The sequence below is a fragment of the Streptomyces sp. NPDC002888 genome (assembly GCF_042888465.1).
Lineage (GTDB): Bacteria > Actinomycetota > Actinomycetes > Streptomycetales > Streptomycetaceae > Streptomyces.
The window spans coordinates 74,826-88,584 of the sequence record NZ_JBIAPU010000018.1 but is presented as its reverse complement, the minus strand read 5'-3'; the positions used below and the strand labels follow the sequence as shown (position 1 = coordinate 88,584).

Sequence of the window (13,759 nt, the reverse complement as noted above, 5' to 3'; positions counted from 1 at the left end):
GGGAGTCATGGACGAACCGTCCGCCACGGAGCCGAAAGAGGCGGACGCGCGCGACGGCGTCATCGCCACCCGCGCGCTCACCAAGCGCTACCGCGGCGGACAGCTCGCCGTGGACGGCCTGGACCTGACCGTCCCGGAGGGCAGCGTCTTCGGCTTCCTCGGTCCGAACGGCTCGGGGAAGACGACCACCATCCGCATGCTGATGGGGCTCATCGCACCCACGTCCGGCTCGGCCCGCGTCCTGGGACACCCCATGCCGCGGGCCTCGCGCGCCGTCCTGCCGCACGTCGGCGCGCTCATCGAAGGGCCCGCCCTGTACGGCTTCCTCTCCGGCCGCGACAACCTGCTGCGCTACGACGCCGCCGACCCGGTCGCCGATCCGCGCACCCGGCGCACGCGCGTCGCCGCGGCGCTGGACCGGGTGGGCCTGACGGCCGCCGGGGGCAAGAAGGCGAAGGCGTACTCCCTCGGTATGAAGCAGCGGCTGGGTCTCGCCTCCGCCCTGCTCCAGCCCCGCCGCCTGCTCGTCCTCGACGAGCCGACCAACGGCCTCGACCCGCAGGGCATGCGGGAGATCCGTTCCCTGGTGCGGGAGCTGGCCTCCGACGGCACGACCGTCTTCCTCTCCTCCCACCTGCTCGACGAGATCGAGCAGGTGTGCACCCATGCGGCGGTGATGGCCCAGGGCCGGCTTCTCACGCAGGGGCCGGTGGCGGAGCTGGCGGCGGGCGCGCGGGGCAGGCTGGTGGTGACCACGCCGGACGCGGGGGAGGCGGCCAGGGTGCTGAAGGAACAGGGCGTCGGGGACGTCGTGATCGCCGAGGACCGGGTGACCGGCGAGCCTCCGGAGCGCGACCTCGCCGACGTGAACGCCGCGTTGGTCACCGCGGGCGTCCGCGTGCGCGGCTTCGGCGTCGAACGGGCCTCCCTGGAGGACGCGTTCGTGGCGCTCACGGGGGAGGGGTTCGATGTCGCGGGCTGAAGCAGTGCCGCAGTCCCACGCCGGGGACCGGCCGGAAACCCTGCGCAAACCCAGTCCGTTGTGGACCTTCGGTCTGCTGCGCAGCGAGCTGCTGACCACCCTGAGGCGCTGGCGCACGCTCGCGCTGCTGGGCGTGCTGGCGGCCGTGCCGATCCTCGTCGGGATCGCGGTGAAGATCGAGACCAGCGACGGTTCGTCGGCCGGTCCCGGCGGAGGCGGAGGCGGCGGCGAGGGACCGGCGTTCATCGCGCAGATCACCAACAACGGGCTGTTCCTCGTCTTCACGGCACTGGCCGCGACACTCCCGTTCTTCCTGCCGATGGCGGTCGGTGTCGTCGCGGGCGACGCGATCGCCGGCGAGGCCAACGCGGGCACCCTGCGCTACCTGCTGGTCGCCCCCGCCGGCCGTACCCGCCTCCTCCTCACCAAGTACGCGACCACGATGGCGTTCTGCCTGCTGGCCACCCTCGTGGTCGCGACCTCGGCGCTGGCGGTCGGTGCGCTGCTCTTCCCGCTGGGCGACCTGACGACGATCTCCGGCACCCGGATCGGCTTCGCCGACGGCCTGGGCCGGGCCCTGTTCATCGCCCTGGTCGTCGCCGCGTCCCTCATCGGGATCGCGGCCCTGGGCCTGTTCGTCTCGACGCTCACCAACAGCGGCATCGCGGCGATGGCGACGACCGTGGGCCTGCTGATCACGGTCCAGATCCTCGACCAGATCCCCCAGCTCCACGCGATCCAGCCGTACTTCTTCTCCCACTACTGGCTGTCCTTCGCCGACCTGATGCGCGACCCGGTCTACTACGACGACCTGGTGAAGAACCTCGGCCTGCAGGGCCTGTACGCGGCGGTGTTCGGCTCAGCGGCCTGGGCGCGATTCACGGCGAAGGACATCACGGCGTAGGGAGCCGGCGCATAGAGGTCACGCCGTCTCGTGCGGGAATCTCGCCAGCGGTGCCTCGCCCGCGAAGAAGGTCTTCGCCCGCGTCAGCGCCCCCTCGTCGTTCAGTACGTCACCGCGCCTGCTGCCGTTGCCCAGCAGGACCCCGCCGAAGCGCATGCCCATGTACGCCGCCGAGTTGCGCAGCGTGCCGATCAGCGGGTCGGCGACGGAGAACTCGTGGTCGGCGAGCGCGGTGACGCCCCAGAGGGTGCGCCCGGCCAGGGTCGCCTTGAAGTCCAGGCCCGGGGTGCGCAGCCAGCCCGACCAGTAGTCGAGGTAGCGCTTGGTGTGCGCGGACACGGAGTACCAGTACAGCGGCGACGCGATCACGATGTCCGTGGCGGCGAGCGTGGCGTCGAGCAGCAGCGCGGGAGTGCCCTCGGTGGGACGGGCGTGGTCGCTGTCGCGCCGCAGGTCCACGAAGTCGGGCAGTGCGTGCTCGGCCAGGTCGATCCAGTGCTGTTCGACGTCCGAGGGGAGTTGCTCGGCCGCCCGGCGTGCCAGCAGTTCGGTGTTGCCCTCGTCGCGGCTGCTGCCCAGCACGAACAGGAAGCGGCGGGTCGTCATGGATCCCCCAAATAATCGGCGTGCGGCAATTACACGCCTCTACATTAAATGCGCATGCATGCATTCGTCCAGACGTGCGCCCCGTACGCCTCCGCCGCCCGCGCCACACCGAGCAACAGCGCCTCCCGCCCGTGCGGCGCCACCAACTGCAGCCCCACCGGGCAACCGTCCCTTCCCAGACCCGCCGGGATGGTCAGCGCCGGATGCCCGCTCAGGTTGAACGCCCAGGTGAGCGCGGTGGAATACCGGTCACCCGGCCCTTCGTGACCGTGCGGCGCATTCGGCGTCGTCGGCGTCAGCAGCAACTCCGCCTCGGCGAACAGGGCGTCGAGCCGCCGATCGTTCTCGGCACGGAGACGGTGGGCCGCGTCGAGATCCGAGGCGCCGGGGGCGCGGAGGGCCGTCCAGGCGGGCGCGGGATCCTCCAGCCGGAAGGGCGTGCGCGGCCGTACGAGCCGTACGGCACCGGAGTCCGCGAGCCGCAGCGCCGCGGTATGCGCGAGCGCGACGGGTTCCGGGTCGGGGCCGGCGAAGCCGAGGTCGGGGGACCAGACGGCGGTGGGGGCGGAAGGCGCCGGGTCTGCTTTCGTCCCCAACGCGCCCAAGGCGTCGGCTCCCGCCCCCAACGCGCCCAAGGCGTCGGCTCCCGCGCCCAACGCACCCAACGCGTCGGCTTCCGCCCCCGACATCACCCGCCAGTACGCCTCCGCGTCCGACGCGTGCCGGGCGAGCACTCCCGGTGCCGCCAGCCCCGTGCGGTCGGGTGTCGGCAGGTGCCCGTTCGTGGTCTTCAGGCCGACGACACCGCACCAGGCGGCGGGTATGCGCACGGACCCCGCCCCGTCGCTGCCGGTCGCCAGCGGTACCAGGCCGGCGGCCACCGCCGCCGCCGACCCGGCCGAGGAACCGCCCGGCGTACGGTCGGCGCGCCAAGGGTTGACGGTACGGCCGTGCCGCCCGAGTCCCCAGGTCTGCCAGGGAGTTCCGGGGCCGGGCACGGAGGTCGCGCCCACGGGCACGCACCCTGCCGCAAGGAGCGGGCCCGCGGCACGCAGCCCGTGTCGCCCCTTGACGCCGATCGGCACCCCGGCCAGCGGCAGCCGCTCGCCCGCGCCGACGCGCGCGTCCACTTCGCCGGCCCGCCGCAGCGCCGCCTCCTCCCACACCTCGCCGAACGCGCACAGCTCGGGATCGGCCCGCCCGATCCGCTCCAGCGCCGCGGCCACCACGTCGACGGCCCGCAGCCGCCGGGACCGTACGCCCGCGGCGATCTCCTCGGCCGACGTCCGCACATGCCCGTCCATGCTCAGCGTGCCCGTGCTCCCGTGAGGCGGGCGAGCGCCGCCGCGCCCCGGGGCGGCTCGCCGCTCAGGTCGCCGAGGCGCCATGCGGGCACCCACGGCACGCGGTACACGTCGACGACCGACTCGATCAGCCGGACGTGCCGTGCGAGCGGGCGCGGCAGCCGGCCCGGCGCGTCCGCGACGAGCACGACCGCGTCGAGGTCGAGCCCCGGCGGCGCCTCGCCGCGCCGGAAGACCTCCAGGGTGCACAGGACGGCCTCGAGTCCGGACGCGTGCGTACGAGCGACGAGCAGTACGGACGGGGGATCGGCGGGGCCGGGCCAGTCACGTCCGCAGTCGTGGCCGCCGTAGACGGTCGCGAGGGTGGAGACACCGGCCCCGCCGTGCGTGGCGACCCAGGAGAAACGCCGGTCGGTGAGAGAGGGGTCGGGCGGGTGCTGCTCCGGTGCGGGCACCGGGCCGCGCAGCCAGATCTCAGGACCCTGCCGTGCGTCCGTCGTCGCCATCCCCGCGTTCCTCCTTCGTCAACCCGGCCACTCCGTCCGGCCAGCCCGATCCTCATGGCTCAGGGACGGCTCCGTGATGAAGGGTAGGTTCCTGGTGCGAGGCTGTGACGCCGTGGTGACGCGAGTACCGCGAGCGAGCGGAGAGACTCGACAGTACGTGGACGACGGGGCCGTGGCGCCGAGAAGTACAGGTGAGTGAGGAAGCGATGTCTCGACTCAGTCGCGAGAAGAAGCGGGAAGAGCAGCGGGCCGTGCCGACGGCGGCGCCCGTGACGGCGCCGCTGGACGTTCGCGTCCCCGGCGACGGTCCGGGGGCGGGCGGCGCGTCGATCGGTGGCGTACCGGTCGACCCGGCTCCCGGTCAGGAGATCCAGCGCGCCGTCCTGGCCCACCTCCATCGCATCGCCCTCGCCACCGGCCACCCCGTCCTCGCCCACATCCACGACGAACGCATCGGCTACGTCGTCCCCCTCCGCATGGACCCGGACGGCTCCACCCACTTCACAGCAGACCCGACACAGATGCCTCCGGCGGCCGAGCAGCGGGACACGAGCAGGCCCACACCGCAGGCCCCGCCAGCGCCGCCGCAGCCGGCGGACGCACCCGCGGTGGACGAGGCGCGCCTCGGCGACAGCGGCCTGCCCTTCACGCCGCCCGCCGCTCCGCCTGCTGCACCCGCGCCGCCCACGACACCTGCTGCACCCGCGCCGCCCGCCGCCCCCGCATCGCCTCTTCCCTCCGCCTCCTCCGCCCCCGCTTCCGGAGACGCAGCGCCGGCGCCACGTCGTGATGAGCCGACGCACCTGCTGCGGGCGACCCCGGATCCGGTGAAGGACGCGACGCCAACCTTCCCTCTACGTTCCCTGGGCGGGACGGAGACGCGGAGTGGCGCCCGGCCCGAGCCCGCGACCTTCCCGCTGCGAGCCGTGCCGGAGTCGGCGGAGCGCGCGGCCACTTCCCGCACGGCGGATGCTCCCGGCGCTGTTTCGGAGGAGGGTGCGCCGATTTCCGGCACGCCTGCCGCTCCCGGCACCACTCCGGCGGAGCGCGCGGCCGCTCCCGGTGCGCCCGCCGCTCCCGGTACCGTCTCCGTTCCCACCGGCGCGTTCGGGCCGCCGCCCGAGATGGATGTATGGCCCCAGCCCGCGTCCCCCCTCGAAGAGACCATGGGCCCCGCGCCCTTGGCCGACGTACCCCCGAAGTCCGCGCCCTCGGCCGACGTACCCCCGAAGTCCGCGCCCTCGGTCGACGTCCCCCCGAAGCCCGCGCCCGCACCCCTGATCGACGTGACCGCCGAGCCCGAGCCCGACCCCAAGCCCACGCCCGTGCGCGGGTTCGACGCGGTTGCCGAAGCGGTACTCGGCGACGACCCCCTCACCGCACCCGGCGACGGCTCCGCCCCCGCTCTCCTCGCCGAACCCGTCGCACGGATCAACGAGGCGGTGCGTGCGGGCCGGACGGAGACGGCGGCGCACCTCGCGGAGCAGACCGTCGTCGAGGCGTCGGGGTCGCTGGGGCCGGAGCACCCCGAAGTGCTCCGGCTGCGTGAACTCGCCGCGTACATCGCCTACCTGGCGGGCGACCCGCTCCGCTCCTTCCACCTCTCCCTCGACCTGGCCCGCATCCGCCGCCGGACGAGGGACGCCGAGGGCGCGTACGGCAACATCCAGAGCGCGGCCTCCGCCTGGCGCGCCGTACGCAACCCGGTGCAGGGCCTGTCGCTGGGCTACGACCTGATCGGCCTGTGGACCGAGCTCGTCGCCGAGGGCGGACCCGCCGCCGACGACCTCGGCCAACTGGAGTCGGCCCGCACCCGCATGGGGCGCCTCGCCGAACGCGCCCGCGACGCGGGCGTCCGATGACGCCCCACGCGCCCTACGAGACTCACGCGCCCTACGAGACTCACGCGCCCCACGAGACTCATGGGGCCCACGAGACTCACGGGGCCCACGAGACTCATGGGGCCCACCGGCCTACGCCGACAGGTTCCACACCGCATACGCGACCGCGTCACTGTTGCGGTCCAGCGCCGTGTCGTTGATGTTGGCCGTGGTGTCGCAGGACGAGTGGTAGCAGCGGTCGAAGGCCTGCCCCGCCGTACCGCCCCACTTGGTCACCTGCGCGGCCGTCTTGCGGTAGTCGGCGCCGCTGAACAGCCCGCCGACCGGTACGCCCGCGCTCTTGAAGGGCGCGTGGTCGGAGCGGCCGTCGCCCTCGGTCTCGATCTCGGTCGGGATGCCGAGGCCCGCGTAGTAGTCCTTGAAGGTCTTCTCGATCGTGGGGTCGTCGTCGTAGACGAAGTAGCCGGGGTTCGGTGAGCCGATCATGTCGAAGTTCAGGTATCCGCTGATCTTCGCGCGGTTGGTGGAGGAAAGGTTGTTGACGTAGTAGCGCGAGCCGACCAGGCCCAGCTCCTCCGCGCCCCACCAGGCGAACCGCAGGTGCTTGGTGGGGTGGTAGTCGGCCCGTGCGACCGCCAGCGCGGTCTCGAGGACCGCGGCGGAACCGGATCCGTTGTCGTTGATGCCGGCCCCCGAGGTCACACTGTCCAGATGTGACCCGGCCATGACAACCTTATTGCTGTCACCGCCCGGCCAGTCGGCGACCAGGTTGTAGCCGGTGCGGCTGGAGGACGTGAACTGCTGGATGGTGGTGGTGTATCCGGCGGCGTCCAGCTTGGCCTTCACGTAGTCGATCGAGGCCTTGTAACCGGCCCGGCCGTGCGCGCGGTTGCCGCCGTTGGCGGTGGCTATGGACTGGAGCTGGGTGAGGTGCGCCTTGACGTTGGCCACGGGGATGTCGGGCGCGGCGGCTGCCGCCACCGACTCCTGGACGGGCGCGGCGCCGGCGACGGATCCGCCGGCCAGGAGCGATACGGCCGCGACGACGGCGGTCGCCGTCACCCGCCCGGAAACGGAGAGCTTCATGTGGGGGCTCCGAATGACCGAGGGACACCCATGGGATGGCACAGGTAATCCACACTGAATGGGGTGCCTGGATGGTGAAGCTGTGGCCAACTCTCCGTCAAGAGCGTTATTCGGTCAGGCGGTTCGTATATCGGACCATGTCCGATTCGACGTGACGGCTCACTGCACGCAGAACTCGTTCCCCTCCGGATCCGCCATCACCACCCACTCGCCCCCGGGCTCCTTCACCTCCCGCAGCACCGTCGCCCCGAGCCCCCGCAGGCGCTCCACTTCCGCCGCGCGTCGCTCGGCCCCCACGTGCACGTCCAGATGAAGCCGGTTCTTCACCGTCTTGGCCTCCGGCACCCGTTGGAACAGCAGCCGCCGCCCGAGTCCGGTCCCGCTGTCCGCGTCGAACGCGTCCTCCGGATGCCGTACGGCGATCAGGTCCCGGAAGGCAGGGCGGCCGTGGAATTCCACCGTTGCCGCACCTGGCAGCGCGCCGACCTCCAGCAACCGCTCGATCAGCGCGCTGTTGTCCTCCACCTCGTAGTGCAGCACGGCCGCCCAGAAGTCGGCCTGCGCATGCGGATCCGCGGAGTCGATCACGAGCTTCCAGTGCACAGGTGCGGGTGTTTGCGTCATGCGGTCATTCGTACTGTGCGCACGGGCGCCGAGGCAACGACCGGAAGGCTTGAACTCGCCGTGTCGCCATGGGACTTGTTCCTCCGCTGCGCGCCCTCGCCTGGGCTCGCCGCCCTTACGCGCCCACGCGCGGCGTGGCCGGTTCTGCCGCCGCGCCTGCCGCACCGGGCGCGCCTGCCGCACCCGCCGCGCCCGCCGCGGCGAGCGCCTCGGCCCGCACCCGCCGCGCGGAGCGCCACGCGTCCCCGGTGAGCAGCGCCAGCGCCAGCCAGACCAGGGCGAACCCGGCCCACCGCTCGGGCGGCATCGCCTCGTGGAAGTACAGGACGCCGAGCAGGAACTGGAAGACGGGCGCGAGGTACTGCAGCAGCCCCAGCGTGGACAGCGGCACGCGAATCGCGGCGGCCCCGAAACAGACCAGCGGCAGCGCGGTGACGACGCCGGTCGCGGCGAGCAGCGCGGCATGGCCCGCGCTCTCGCTCGTGAAGCTGGAGTCCCCCTGCCCGCTGAGCCACAGCAGGTAGCCGAGCGCGGGCAGGAACTGGATGGCGGTCTCCGCGGCCAGCGACTCGACGCCGCCGAGGTTGACCTTCTTCTTCACCAGACCGTAGGTGGCGAAGGAGAAGGCGAGGCAGAGCGAGATCCACGGCGGCCGGCCGTAGCCGATGGTGAGGACGAGCACCGCGGCGAACCCGACCCCCACCGCAGCCCACTGCACGGGCCGCAGTCGCTCCTTCAGGAGCAGCACGCCCATCGCGATGGTGACCAGGGGGTTGATGAAGTACCCGAGTGAGGCCTCGACGACGTGTCCGCTGTTCACGGACCAGATGTAGACGCCCCAGTTGACGGTGATGACGGCCGCGGCGACCGCGACGAGCCCCAGCCTGCGCGGCTGCCGCAGCAGCTCACCGGCCCAGGCCCAGCGCCGTACGACGACGAGCGCGACGGCGACGAAGGCGAGGGACCACACCATCCGGTGGGCGAGGATCTCCACCGCCCCGGCGGGCTTGAGCAGCGGCCAGAAGAGGGGGACGAGGCCCCACATCCCGTAGGCCGCGATGCCGTTCAGCAGCCCTGTCCGCCGCTCGCCCGCCGACGTCCCGCTCATGGGCCCCTCCCTCGTCACGACCTGCCGCAGTGCACGACGGTAACGCCGAGCACCCCCGCCTGTCATGTCCGTATCGGCATACGGTCATGACAGGCGGGGGCCGGGCGCCCAAGGGCCCTGAAAAGGGGGAGTTCAGCCCTTGAGCGCGGCGGCGATGGACTCGGAGATCGGGGTGGTCGGGCGGCCGATCAGGCGGGACAGGTCACCGGAGGAGACGACCAGCTCGCCCTTCTCGATGGAGGCGTCCACGCCGGCCAGGGTCGCGGCGAACGGGGCGGGCAGGCCCGCGCCGGTCAGGATGCCGGTGAACGCCTCGACCGAGACGGGGTTGTAGGCGATCTCCTTGCCGGTCTGCCGGCTCAGCTCGGCCGCGTACTCGGTGAAGTTCCACGCCTCGTCGCCGCCCAGCTCGTACGTCTTGTTCTCGTGGCCCTCGCCGGTCAGCACCGCGACCGCGGCGGCCGCGAAGTCGGCGCGGGAGGCGGAGGAGACCCGGCCCTCACCGGCGGCCTGGGTGACGGCGTTGAACTGGAGCACGGGGGCGAGCTGCTCGGTGTAGTTCTCGTTGTACCAGCCGTTGCGCAGCAGCGAGAACGGGACGCCGGAGGCCAGCAGGGTCTCCTCGGTGGCCCGGTGGTCGTCGGCGAGCCCGGCCGTCAGGGTGCCCGGCGCGCTGGTGTAGGCGAGCAGGGCCACACCGGCCGCCTTGGCCGCGTCGATGACCACCTTGTGCTGCTGCGGGCGGCCCTTGTCGAACTCGTTGCCGGAGATCAGCAGCACCTTGTCGCCGGCGGCGAAGAGGCCGTCGAACGTCTCGGGCGCGTTGTAGTCGGCCACCGCGAGCTTCACGCCCCGGGCCGCGTAGGCGGCGCCCTTGGCCTCGTCGCGTACGACGGCGGTGATCTGCTCGGCGGGGACCTTCTCCAGCAACTGCTCCACGACGTGGCGGCCGAGGCTTCCGGTGGATCCGGTGACGACGATGCTCATGGTTCGGAACTCCTACGTGGGGTGCGGGACTGGCGCTAACCCTAGGGGGTGCGCTAACTCTGCGAAAGTACCCACTTTGAAGTAAGGTACTGACATGGCCGTAAGTGACCGCTTCGCAGAAGCCGAGGGCATGTGCCCCCACCGCCTCGTCCTGGAGCACGTGACCAGCCGCTGGGGTGTCCTGGTGCTCATCCAGCTCCTGGAACGCCCGTACCGCTTCAGCGAGCTGCGGCGCGCCATCGGGCGGGTGAGCGAGAAGATGCTCACGCAAACCCTTCAGACTCTGGAGCGCGACGGACTCGTCCACCGCGACGCCAAGCCCGTGATCCCGCCGCGCGTCGACTACTCCCTCACCGACCTCGGCCGCGAGGCCGCCGAGCAGGTGCGCGGGCTGGCGGCGTGGACCGACCGGCGGATGGGTGAGGTGGAGAAGGCGCGCCAGGCATACGACGAGGCCCGGGACCAGCAGTCCCGGGCCTCGTGACGGACGCGGTCGGTCTCAGCCCGACCTGGTGAAACGGACGCAGCCGGTCTCAGCCGACCACCGTCCAGCCATCGGGCTCAGCCGACCACCGTCCAGGTGTCGCCGCCGGCCAGCAGCGCCGCCAGGTCGCCCTTGCCGTTCTGTTCGATCGCCGTGTCCAGCTGGTCGGCCAGCTGCGTGTCGTACACCGGCCGCTCCACCGACCGGAACACGCCGATCGGGGTGTGATGCAGCGTGTCGGGGTCGGCCAGCCGGGAAAGGGCGAAGGCGGTCGTGGGGGACGCCGAGTGGGCGTCGTGGACCACGATCTCCGACTCGTTCTCCGGCGTCACGGTGACCACCTTCAGATCACCGGTGGCCCGGTCCCGGACGACCCCCCGCGAGCTGTCCGTGCCGAAGCGGATCGGCTGCCCGTGCTCCAGGCGGATCACCGCCTCCTGGGCCGACTGCTTGTCCTTCAGCACCTCGAAGGCGCCGTCGTTGAAGATGTTGCAGTTCTGGTAGATCTCGACCAGGGCGGTGCCGGGGTGGGCGGCGGCCTGGCGCAGGACCTCGGTGAGGTGCTTGCGGTCGGAGTCGACGGTCCGGGCGACGAAGGACGCCTCCGCGCCGAGGGCGAGGGAGACGGGGTTGAAGGGTGCGTCCAGCGAACCCATCGGCGTCGACTTGGTGATCTTGCCGACTTCGGAGGTCGGGGAGTACTGGCCCTTCGTCAGGCCGTAGATCCGGTTGTTGAACAGCAGGATCTTGAGGTTGACGTTGCGGCGCAGGGCGTGGATCAGGTGGTTGCCGCCGATCGACAGGGCGTCACCGTCGCCCGTGACCACCCACACGCTCAGGTCCCGCCTGCTGGAGGCGAGCCCGGTGGCGATGGCCGGGGCGCGGCCGTGGATGGAGTGCATGCCGTAGGTGTTCATGTAGTACGGGAAGCGCGAGGAGCAGCCGATGCCCGACACGAAGACGATGTTCTCCTTGGCCAGGCCCAGCTCGGGCATGAAGCCCTGCACGGCCGCCAGGATCGCGTAGTCACCGCAGCCGGGGCACCAGCGCACTTCCTGATCGGACTTGAAGTCCTTCATGGACTGCCTGGCCTCGGCCTTGGGGACGAGCGAGAGTGCCTCGATCGCGCCCGTGCCTTCGGTGGTCGTCTCAGCCATCGATGGCCTCCTTGAGAGCCGCGGCGAGCTGTTCGGCCTTGAACGGCATGCCGTTGACCTGGTTGTACGAGTGCGCGTCCACCAGGTACTTCGCCCGGACCAGGGTGGCGAGCTGCCCGAGGTTCATCTCGGGGATCACCACCTTGTCGTAGTGCTTCAGGACCGTACCGAGGTTCTTGGGGAAGGGGTTGAGGTGGCGCAGGTGGGCCTGCGCGATGGACTCCCCGGCCGTCCGCAGCCGCCGTACCGCCGCGGTGATGGGCCCGTAGGTCGAGCCCCAGCCCAGCACCAGGGTGCGCGCCTCGTGGGGGTCGTCGACGTCGAGGTCGGGCACGTCGATGCCGTCGATCTTGGCCTGGCGGGTGCGGACCATGAAGTCGTGGTTGGCCGGGTCGTAGGAGATGTTGCCCGTACCGTCCTGCTTCTCGATCCCGCCGATACGGTGCTCCAGCCCCGGCGTGCCCGGGACCGCCCACGGCCGGGCCAGGGTCTGCGGATCACGCTTGTAGGGCCAGAACACCTCGCTGCCGTCGTCGAGGGTGTGGTTGGGACCCTGCGCGAACCGCACCCGCAGGTCGGGCAGCTCGTCGAGCTCGGGGATGCGCCAGGGCTCGGAGCCGTTGGCGAGGTAGCCGTCCGACAGCAGGAACACCGGCGTGCGGTACGCCAGCGCGATCCGGGCCGCCTCCAACGCGGCGTCGAAACAGTCGGCCGGGGTGCGCGGGGCGATCACCGGGACCGGGGCCTCGCCGTTGCGGCCGTACATCGCCTGCAGCAGGTCCGCCTGCTCGGTCTTGGTCGGCAGACCGGTCGAGGGCCCGCCGCGCTGGATGTCGACGACCAGCAGCGGCAGCTCCAGCGACACCGCCAGCCCGATCGTCTCGCTCTTGAGCGCCACACCCGGCCCGGAGGTGGTCGTCACGGCGAGGGATCCGCCGAACGCGGCCCCCAGCGCCGCGCCGATCCCGGCGATCTCGTCCTCCGCCTGGAAGGTGCGTACCCCGAAGTTCTTGTGCCGGCTCAGCTCATGCAGGATGTCCGAGGCCGGAGTGATCGGGTACGAGCCGAGGAACAGCGGCAGGTCCGCCTGCTGGGAGGCGGCGACCAGGCCGTAGGCGAGGGCGAGGTTGCCGGAGATGTTGCGGTAGGTGCCCACGGGGAACGCCTTCGCCGCCGGCGCCACCTCGTAGCTGACCGCGAAGTCCTCCGTCGTCTCGCCGAAGTTCCAGCCTGCTCGGAACGCGGCGATGTTCGCCTCCGCGATGTGGGGCTTCTTCGCGAACTTCGTTCTGAGGAACTTCTCCGTACCCTCGGTCGGCCGGTGATACATCCACGACAGCAGCCCCAGCGCGAACATGTTCTTGCTGCGCTCGGCCTCCTTGCGGGAGAGGTCGAACTCCTTCAGCGCCTCCACCGTCAGCGTGGTCAACGGCACCGGGTGCAGGTGGTAGCCGTCGAGTGAACCGTCCTCCAGAGGGCTGGCGGCATAGCCGACCTTCGTCAACGCCCGCTTGGTGAACTCGTCCGTGTTGACGATGATCTCCGCACCCCGCGGCAGGTCACCCACGTTCGCCTTCAACGCGGCCGGGTTCATCGCCACCAGAACGTTCGGCGCGTCGCCCGGGGTGAGGATGTCGTGGTCGGCGAAGTGCAGCTGGAACGAGGAGACCCCGGGCAGGGTCCCGGCCGGGGCCCGGATCTCGGCGGGGAAGTTCGGCAGGGTCGACAGGTCGTTGCCGAAGGACGCCGTCTCCGAAGTGAAACGGTCCCCGGTGAGCTGCATCCCGTCACCCGAGTCACCCGCGAACCTGATGATCACACGATCGAGGCGACGTACGTCCTTCACCCCGTTCGCTTTGCGCTGCTCTCCCACGACGGTTCCGTCGGCCTGCTCCGCTGCGCTGCTGACCTGACTGGTCACTGAACTGGACCTCCCTCGAGGCGGCTGTCGGGGAGCGGCCTTCCCGGAGGCCCTCCCAGGATCAACCCTACGTCTGTGAGGGTTGCCTTACCTCGGACATGCACATGATGGTCGCCGCTTCGAGGCGCCTCGACGCCCCGCCACGCCGTGCTCTCGATGACCTGACTTGTCATGATTCACCCGCCCCCCGGCGCTTCCCTTGAAGACGCACCTCGTCCGTTGCCCGGTTCTCGGGTTCTACGGCCCGCG

The 13,759-nt window shown here is 71.5% G+C and carries 13 protein-coding genes; 4 read left to right on the top strand and 9 right to left on the bottom strand.

Annotated elements, in window-relative coordinates; translation table 11 throughout:
• Positions 1-7: 7 nt before the first annotated feature.
• Together ACFYWX_RS27810 and ACFYWX_RS27805 are read left to right on the top strand one after the other, a co-directional pair.
• Positions 8-982: an ABC transporter ATP-binding protein gene (locus ACFYWX_RS27810; protein WP_389426841.1), complete on the top strand. Its 975-nt coding sequence runs from the start codon at positions 8-10 to the stop codon at positions 980-982.
• Positions 969-1,886 (top strand): ABC transporter permease, encoded by a 918-nt coding sequence (locus tag ACFYWX_RS27805; RefSeq protein WP_389426840.1) that lies wholly within the window; start codon positions 969-971, stop codon positions 1,884-1,886. Before ACFYWX_RS27810 ends, ACFYWX_RS27805 begins: the two co-directional genes overlap by 14 nt.
• A gap of 18 nt (positions 1,887-1,904) precedes the next feature.
• Here ACFYWX_RS27805 and ACFYWX_RS27800 read toward each other — a convergent pair whose 3' ends face one another.
• The 3 genes from ACFYWX_RS27800 to ACFYWX_RS27790 are packed head-to-tail and all read right to left on the bottom strand — an operon-like array spanning position 1,905 to position 4,302.
• Entirely contained in the window at positions 1,905-2,492 is a 588-nt protein-coding gene (locus tag ACFYWX_RS27800; protein ID WP_389426839.1) for a flavodoxin family protein, read from the bottom strand.
• A 44-nt stretch (positions 2,493-2,536) separates the two neighbouring features.
• Positions 2,537-3,796: an amidase gene (locus ACFYWX_RS27795; protein WP_389426838.1), complete on the bottom strand. Its 1,260-nt coding sequence runs from the start codon at positions 3,794-3,796 to the stop codon at positions 2,537-2,539.
• A gap of 2 nt (positions 3,797-3,798) precedes the next feature.
• Positions 3,799-4,302: a DUF6668 family protein gene (locus ACFYWX_RS27790; protein ID WP_389426837.1), complete on the bottom strand. Its 504-nt coding sequence runs from the start codon at positions 4,300-4,302 to the stop codon at positions 3,799-3,801.
• A 206-nt stretch (positions 4,303-4,508) separates the two neighbouring features.
• On the opposite strand from ACFYWX_RS27790, the gene ACFYWX_RS27785 reads away from it, so the two are divergent.
• Complete coding sequence (locus tag ACFYWX_RS27785) at positions 4,509-6,164, top strand: tetratricopeptide repeat protein (protein WP_389426836.1); 1,656 nt, start codon at positions 4,509-4,511, stop codon at positions 6,162-6,164.
• 111 nt (positions 6,165-6,275) lie between these two features.
• On the opposite strand, the gene ACFYWX_RS27780 is transcribed toward ACFYWX_RS27785, so the two are convergent.
• From ACFYWX_RS27780 to ACFYWX_RS27765, 4 genes are all read right to left on the bottom strand, one after another.
• Positions 6,276-7,229, bottom strand: coding sequence for a M28 family metallopeptidase (locus tag ACFYWX_RS27780; protein WP_389426835.1), 954 nt, complete (start codon positions 7,227-7,229; stop codon positions 6,276-6,278).
• Between the two features lie 159 nt (positions 7,230-7,388).
• A complete protein-coding gene (locus tag ACFYWX_RS27775; RefSeq protein WP_389426834.1) occupies positions 7,389-7,853 on the bottom strand; it encodes a VOC family protein in 465 nt (154 codons plus the stop codon).
• A 115-nt stretch (positions 7,854-7,968) separates the two neighbouring features.
• Entirely contained in the window at positions 7,969-8,961 is a 993-nt protein-coding gene (gene rarD, locus ACFYWX_RS27770; RefSeq protein WP_389426833.1) for an EamA family transporter RarD, read from the bottom strand.
• A 132-nt stretch (positions 8,962-9,093) separates the two neighbouring features.
• The gene (locus ACFYWX_RS27765) at positions 9,094-9,948 is read right to left on the bottom strand and encodes an SDR family oxidoreductase (protein WP_389426832.1); all 855 of its coding nucleotides are present in this window, start codon (positions 9,946-9,948) and stop codon (positions 9,094-9,096) included.
• A gap of 94 nt (positions 9,949-10,042) precedes the next feature.
• Here ACFYWX_RS27765 and ACFYWX_RS27760 point away from each other — a divergent pair, with 94 nt between their 5' ends.
• On the top strand, positions 10,043-10,432 hold the full coding sequence (locus tag ACFYWX_RS27760) for a winged helix-turn-helix transcriptional regulator (RefSeq protein WP_389426831.1): 390 nt from the start codon (positions 10,043-10,045) through the stop codon (positions 10,430-10,432).
• A 77-nt stretch (positions 10,433-10,509) separates the two neighbouring features.
• Here ACFYWX_RS27760 and ACFYWX_RS27755 read toward each other — a convergent pair whose 3' ends face one another.
• Complete coding sequence (locus tag ACFYWX_RS27755) at positions 10,510-11,589, bottom strand: 2-oxoacid:ferredoxin oxidoreductase subunit beta (RefSeq protein WP_389426830.1); 1,080 nt, start codon at positions 11,587-11,589, stop codon at positions 10,510-10,512.
• The gene (locus ACFYWX_RS27750) at positions 11,582-13,510 is read right to left on the bottom strand and encodes a 2-oxoacid:acceptor oxidoreductase subunit alpha (protein ID WP_389426829.1); all 1,929 of its coding nucleotides are present in this window, start codon (positions 13,508-13,510) and stop codon (positions 11,582-11,584) included. The genes ACFYWX_RS27755 and ACFYWX_RS27750 overlap by 8 nt, the downstream gene beginning before the upstream one ends.
• Positions 13,511-13,759: the final 249 nt, after the last annotated feature.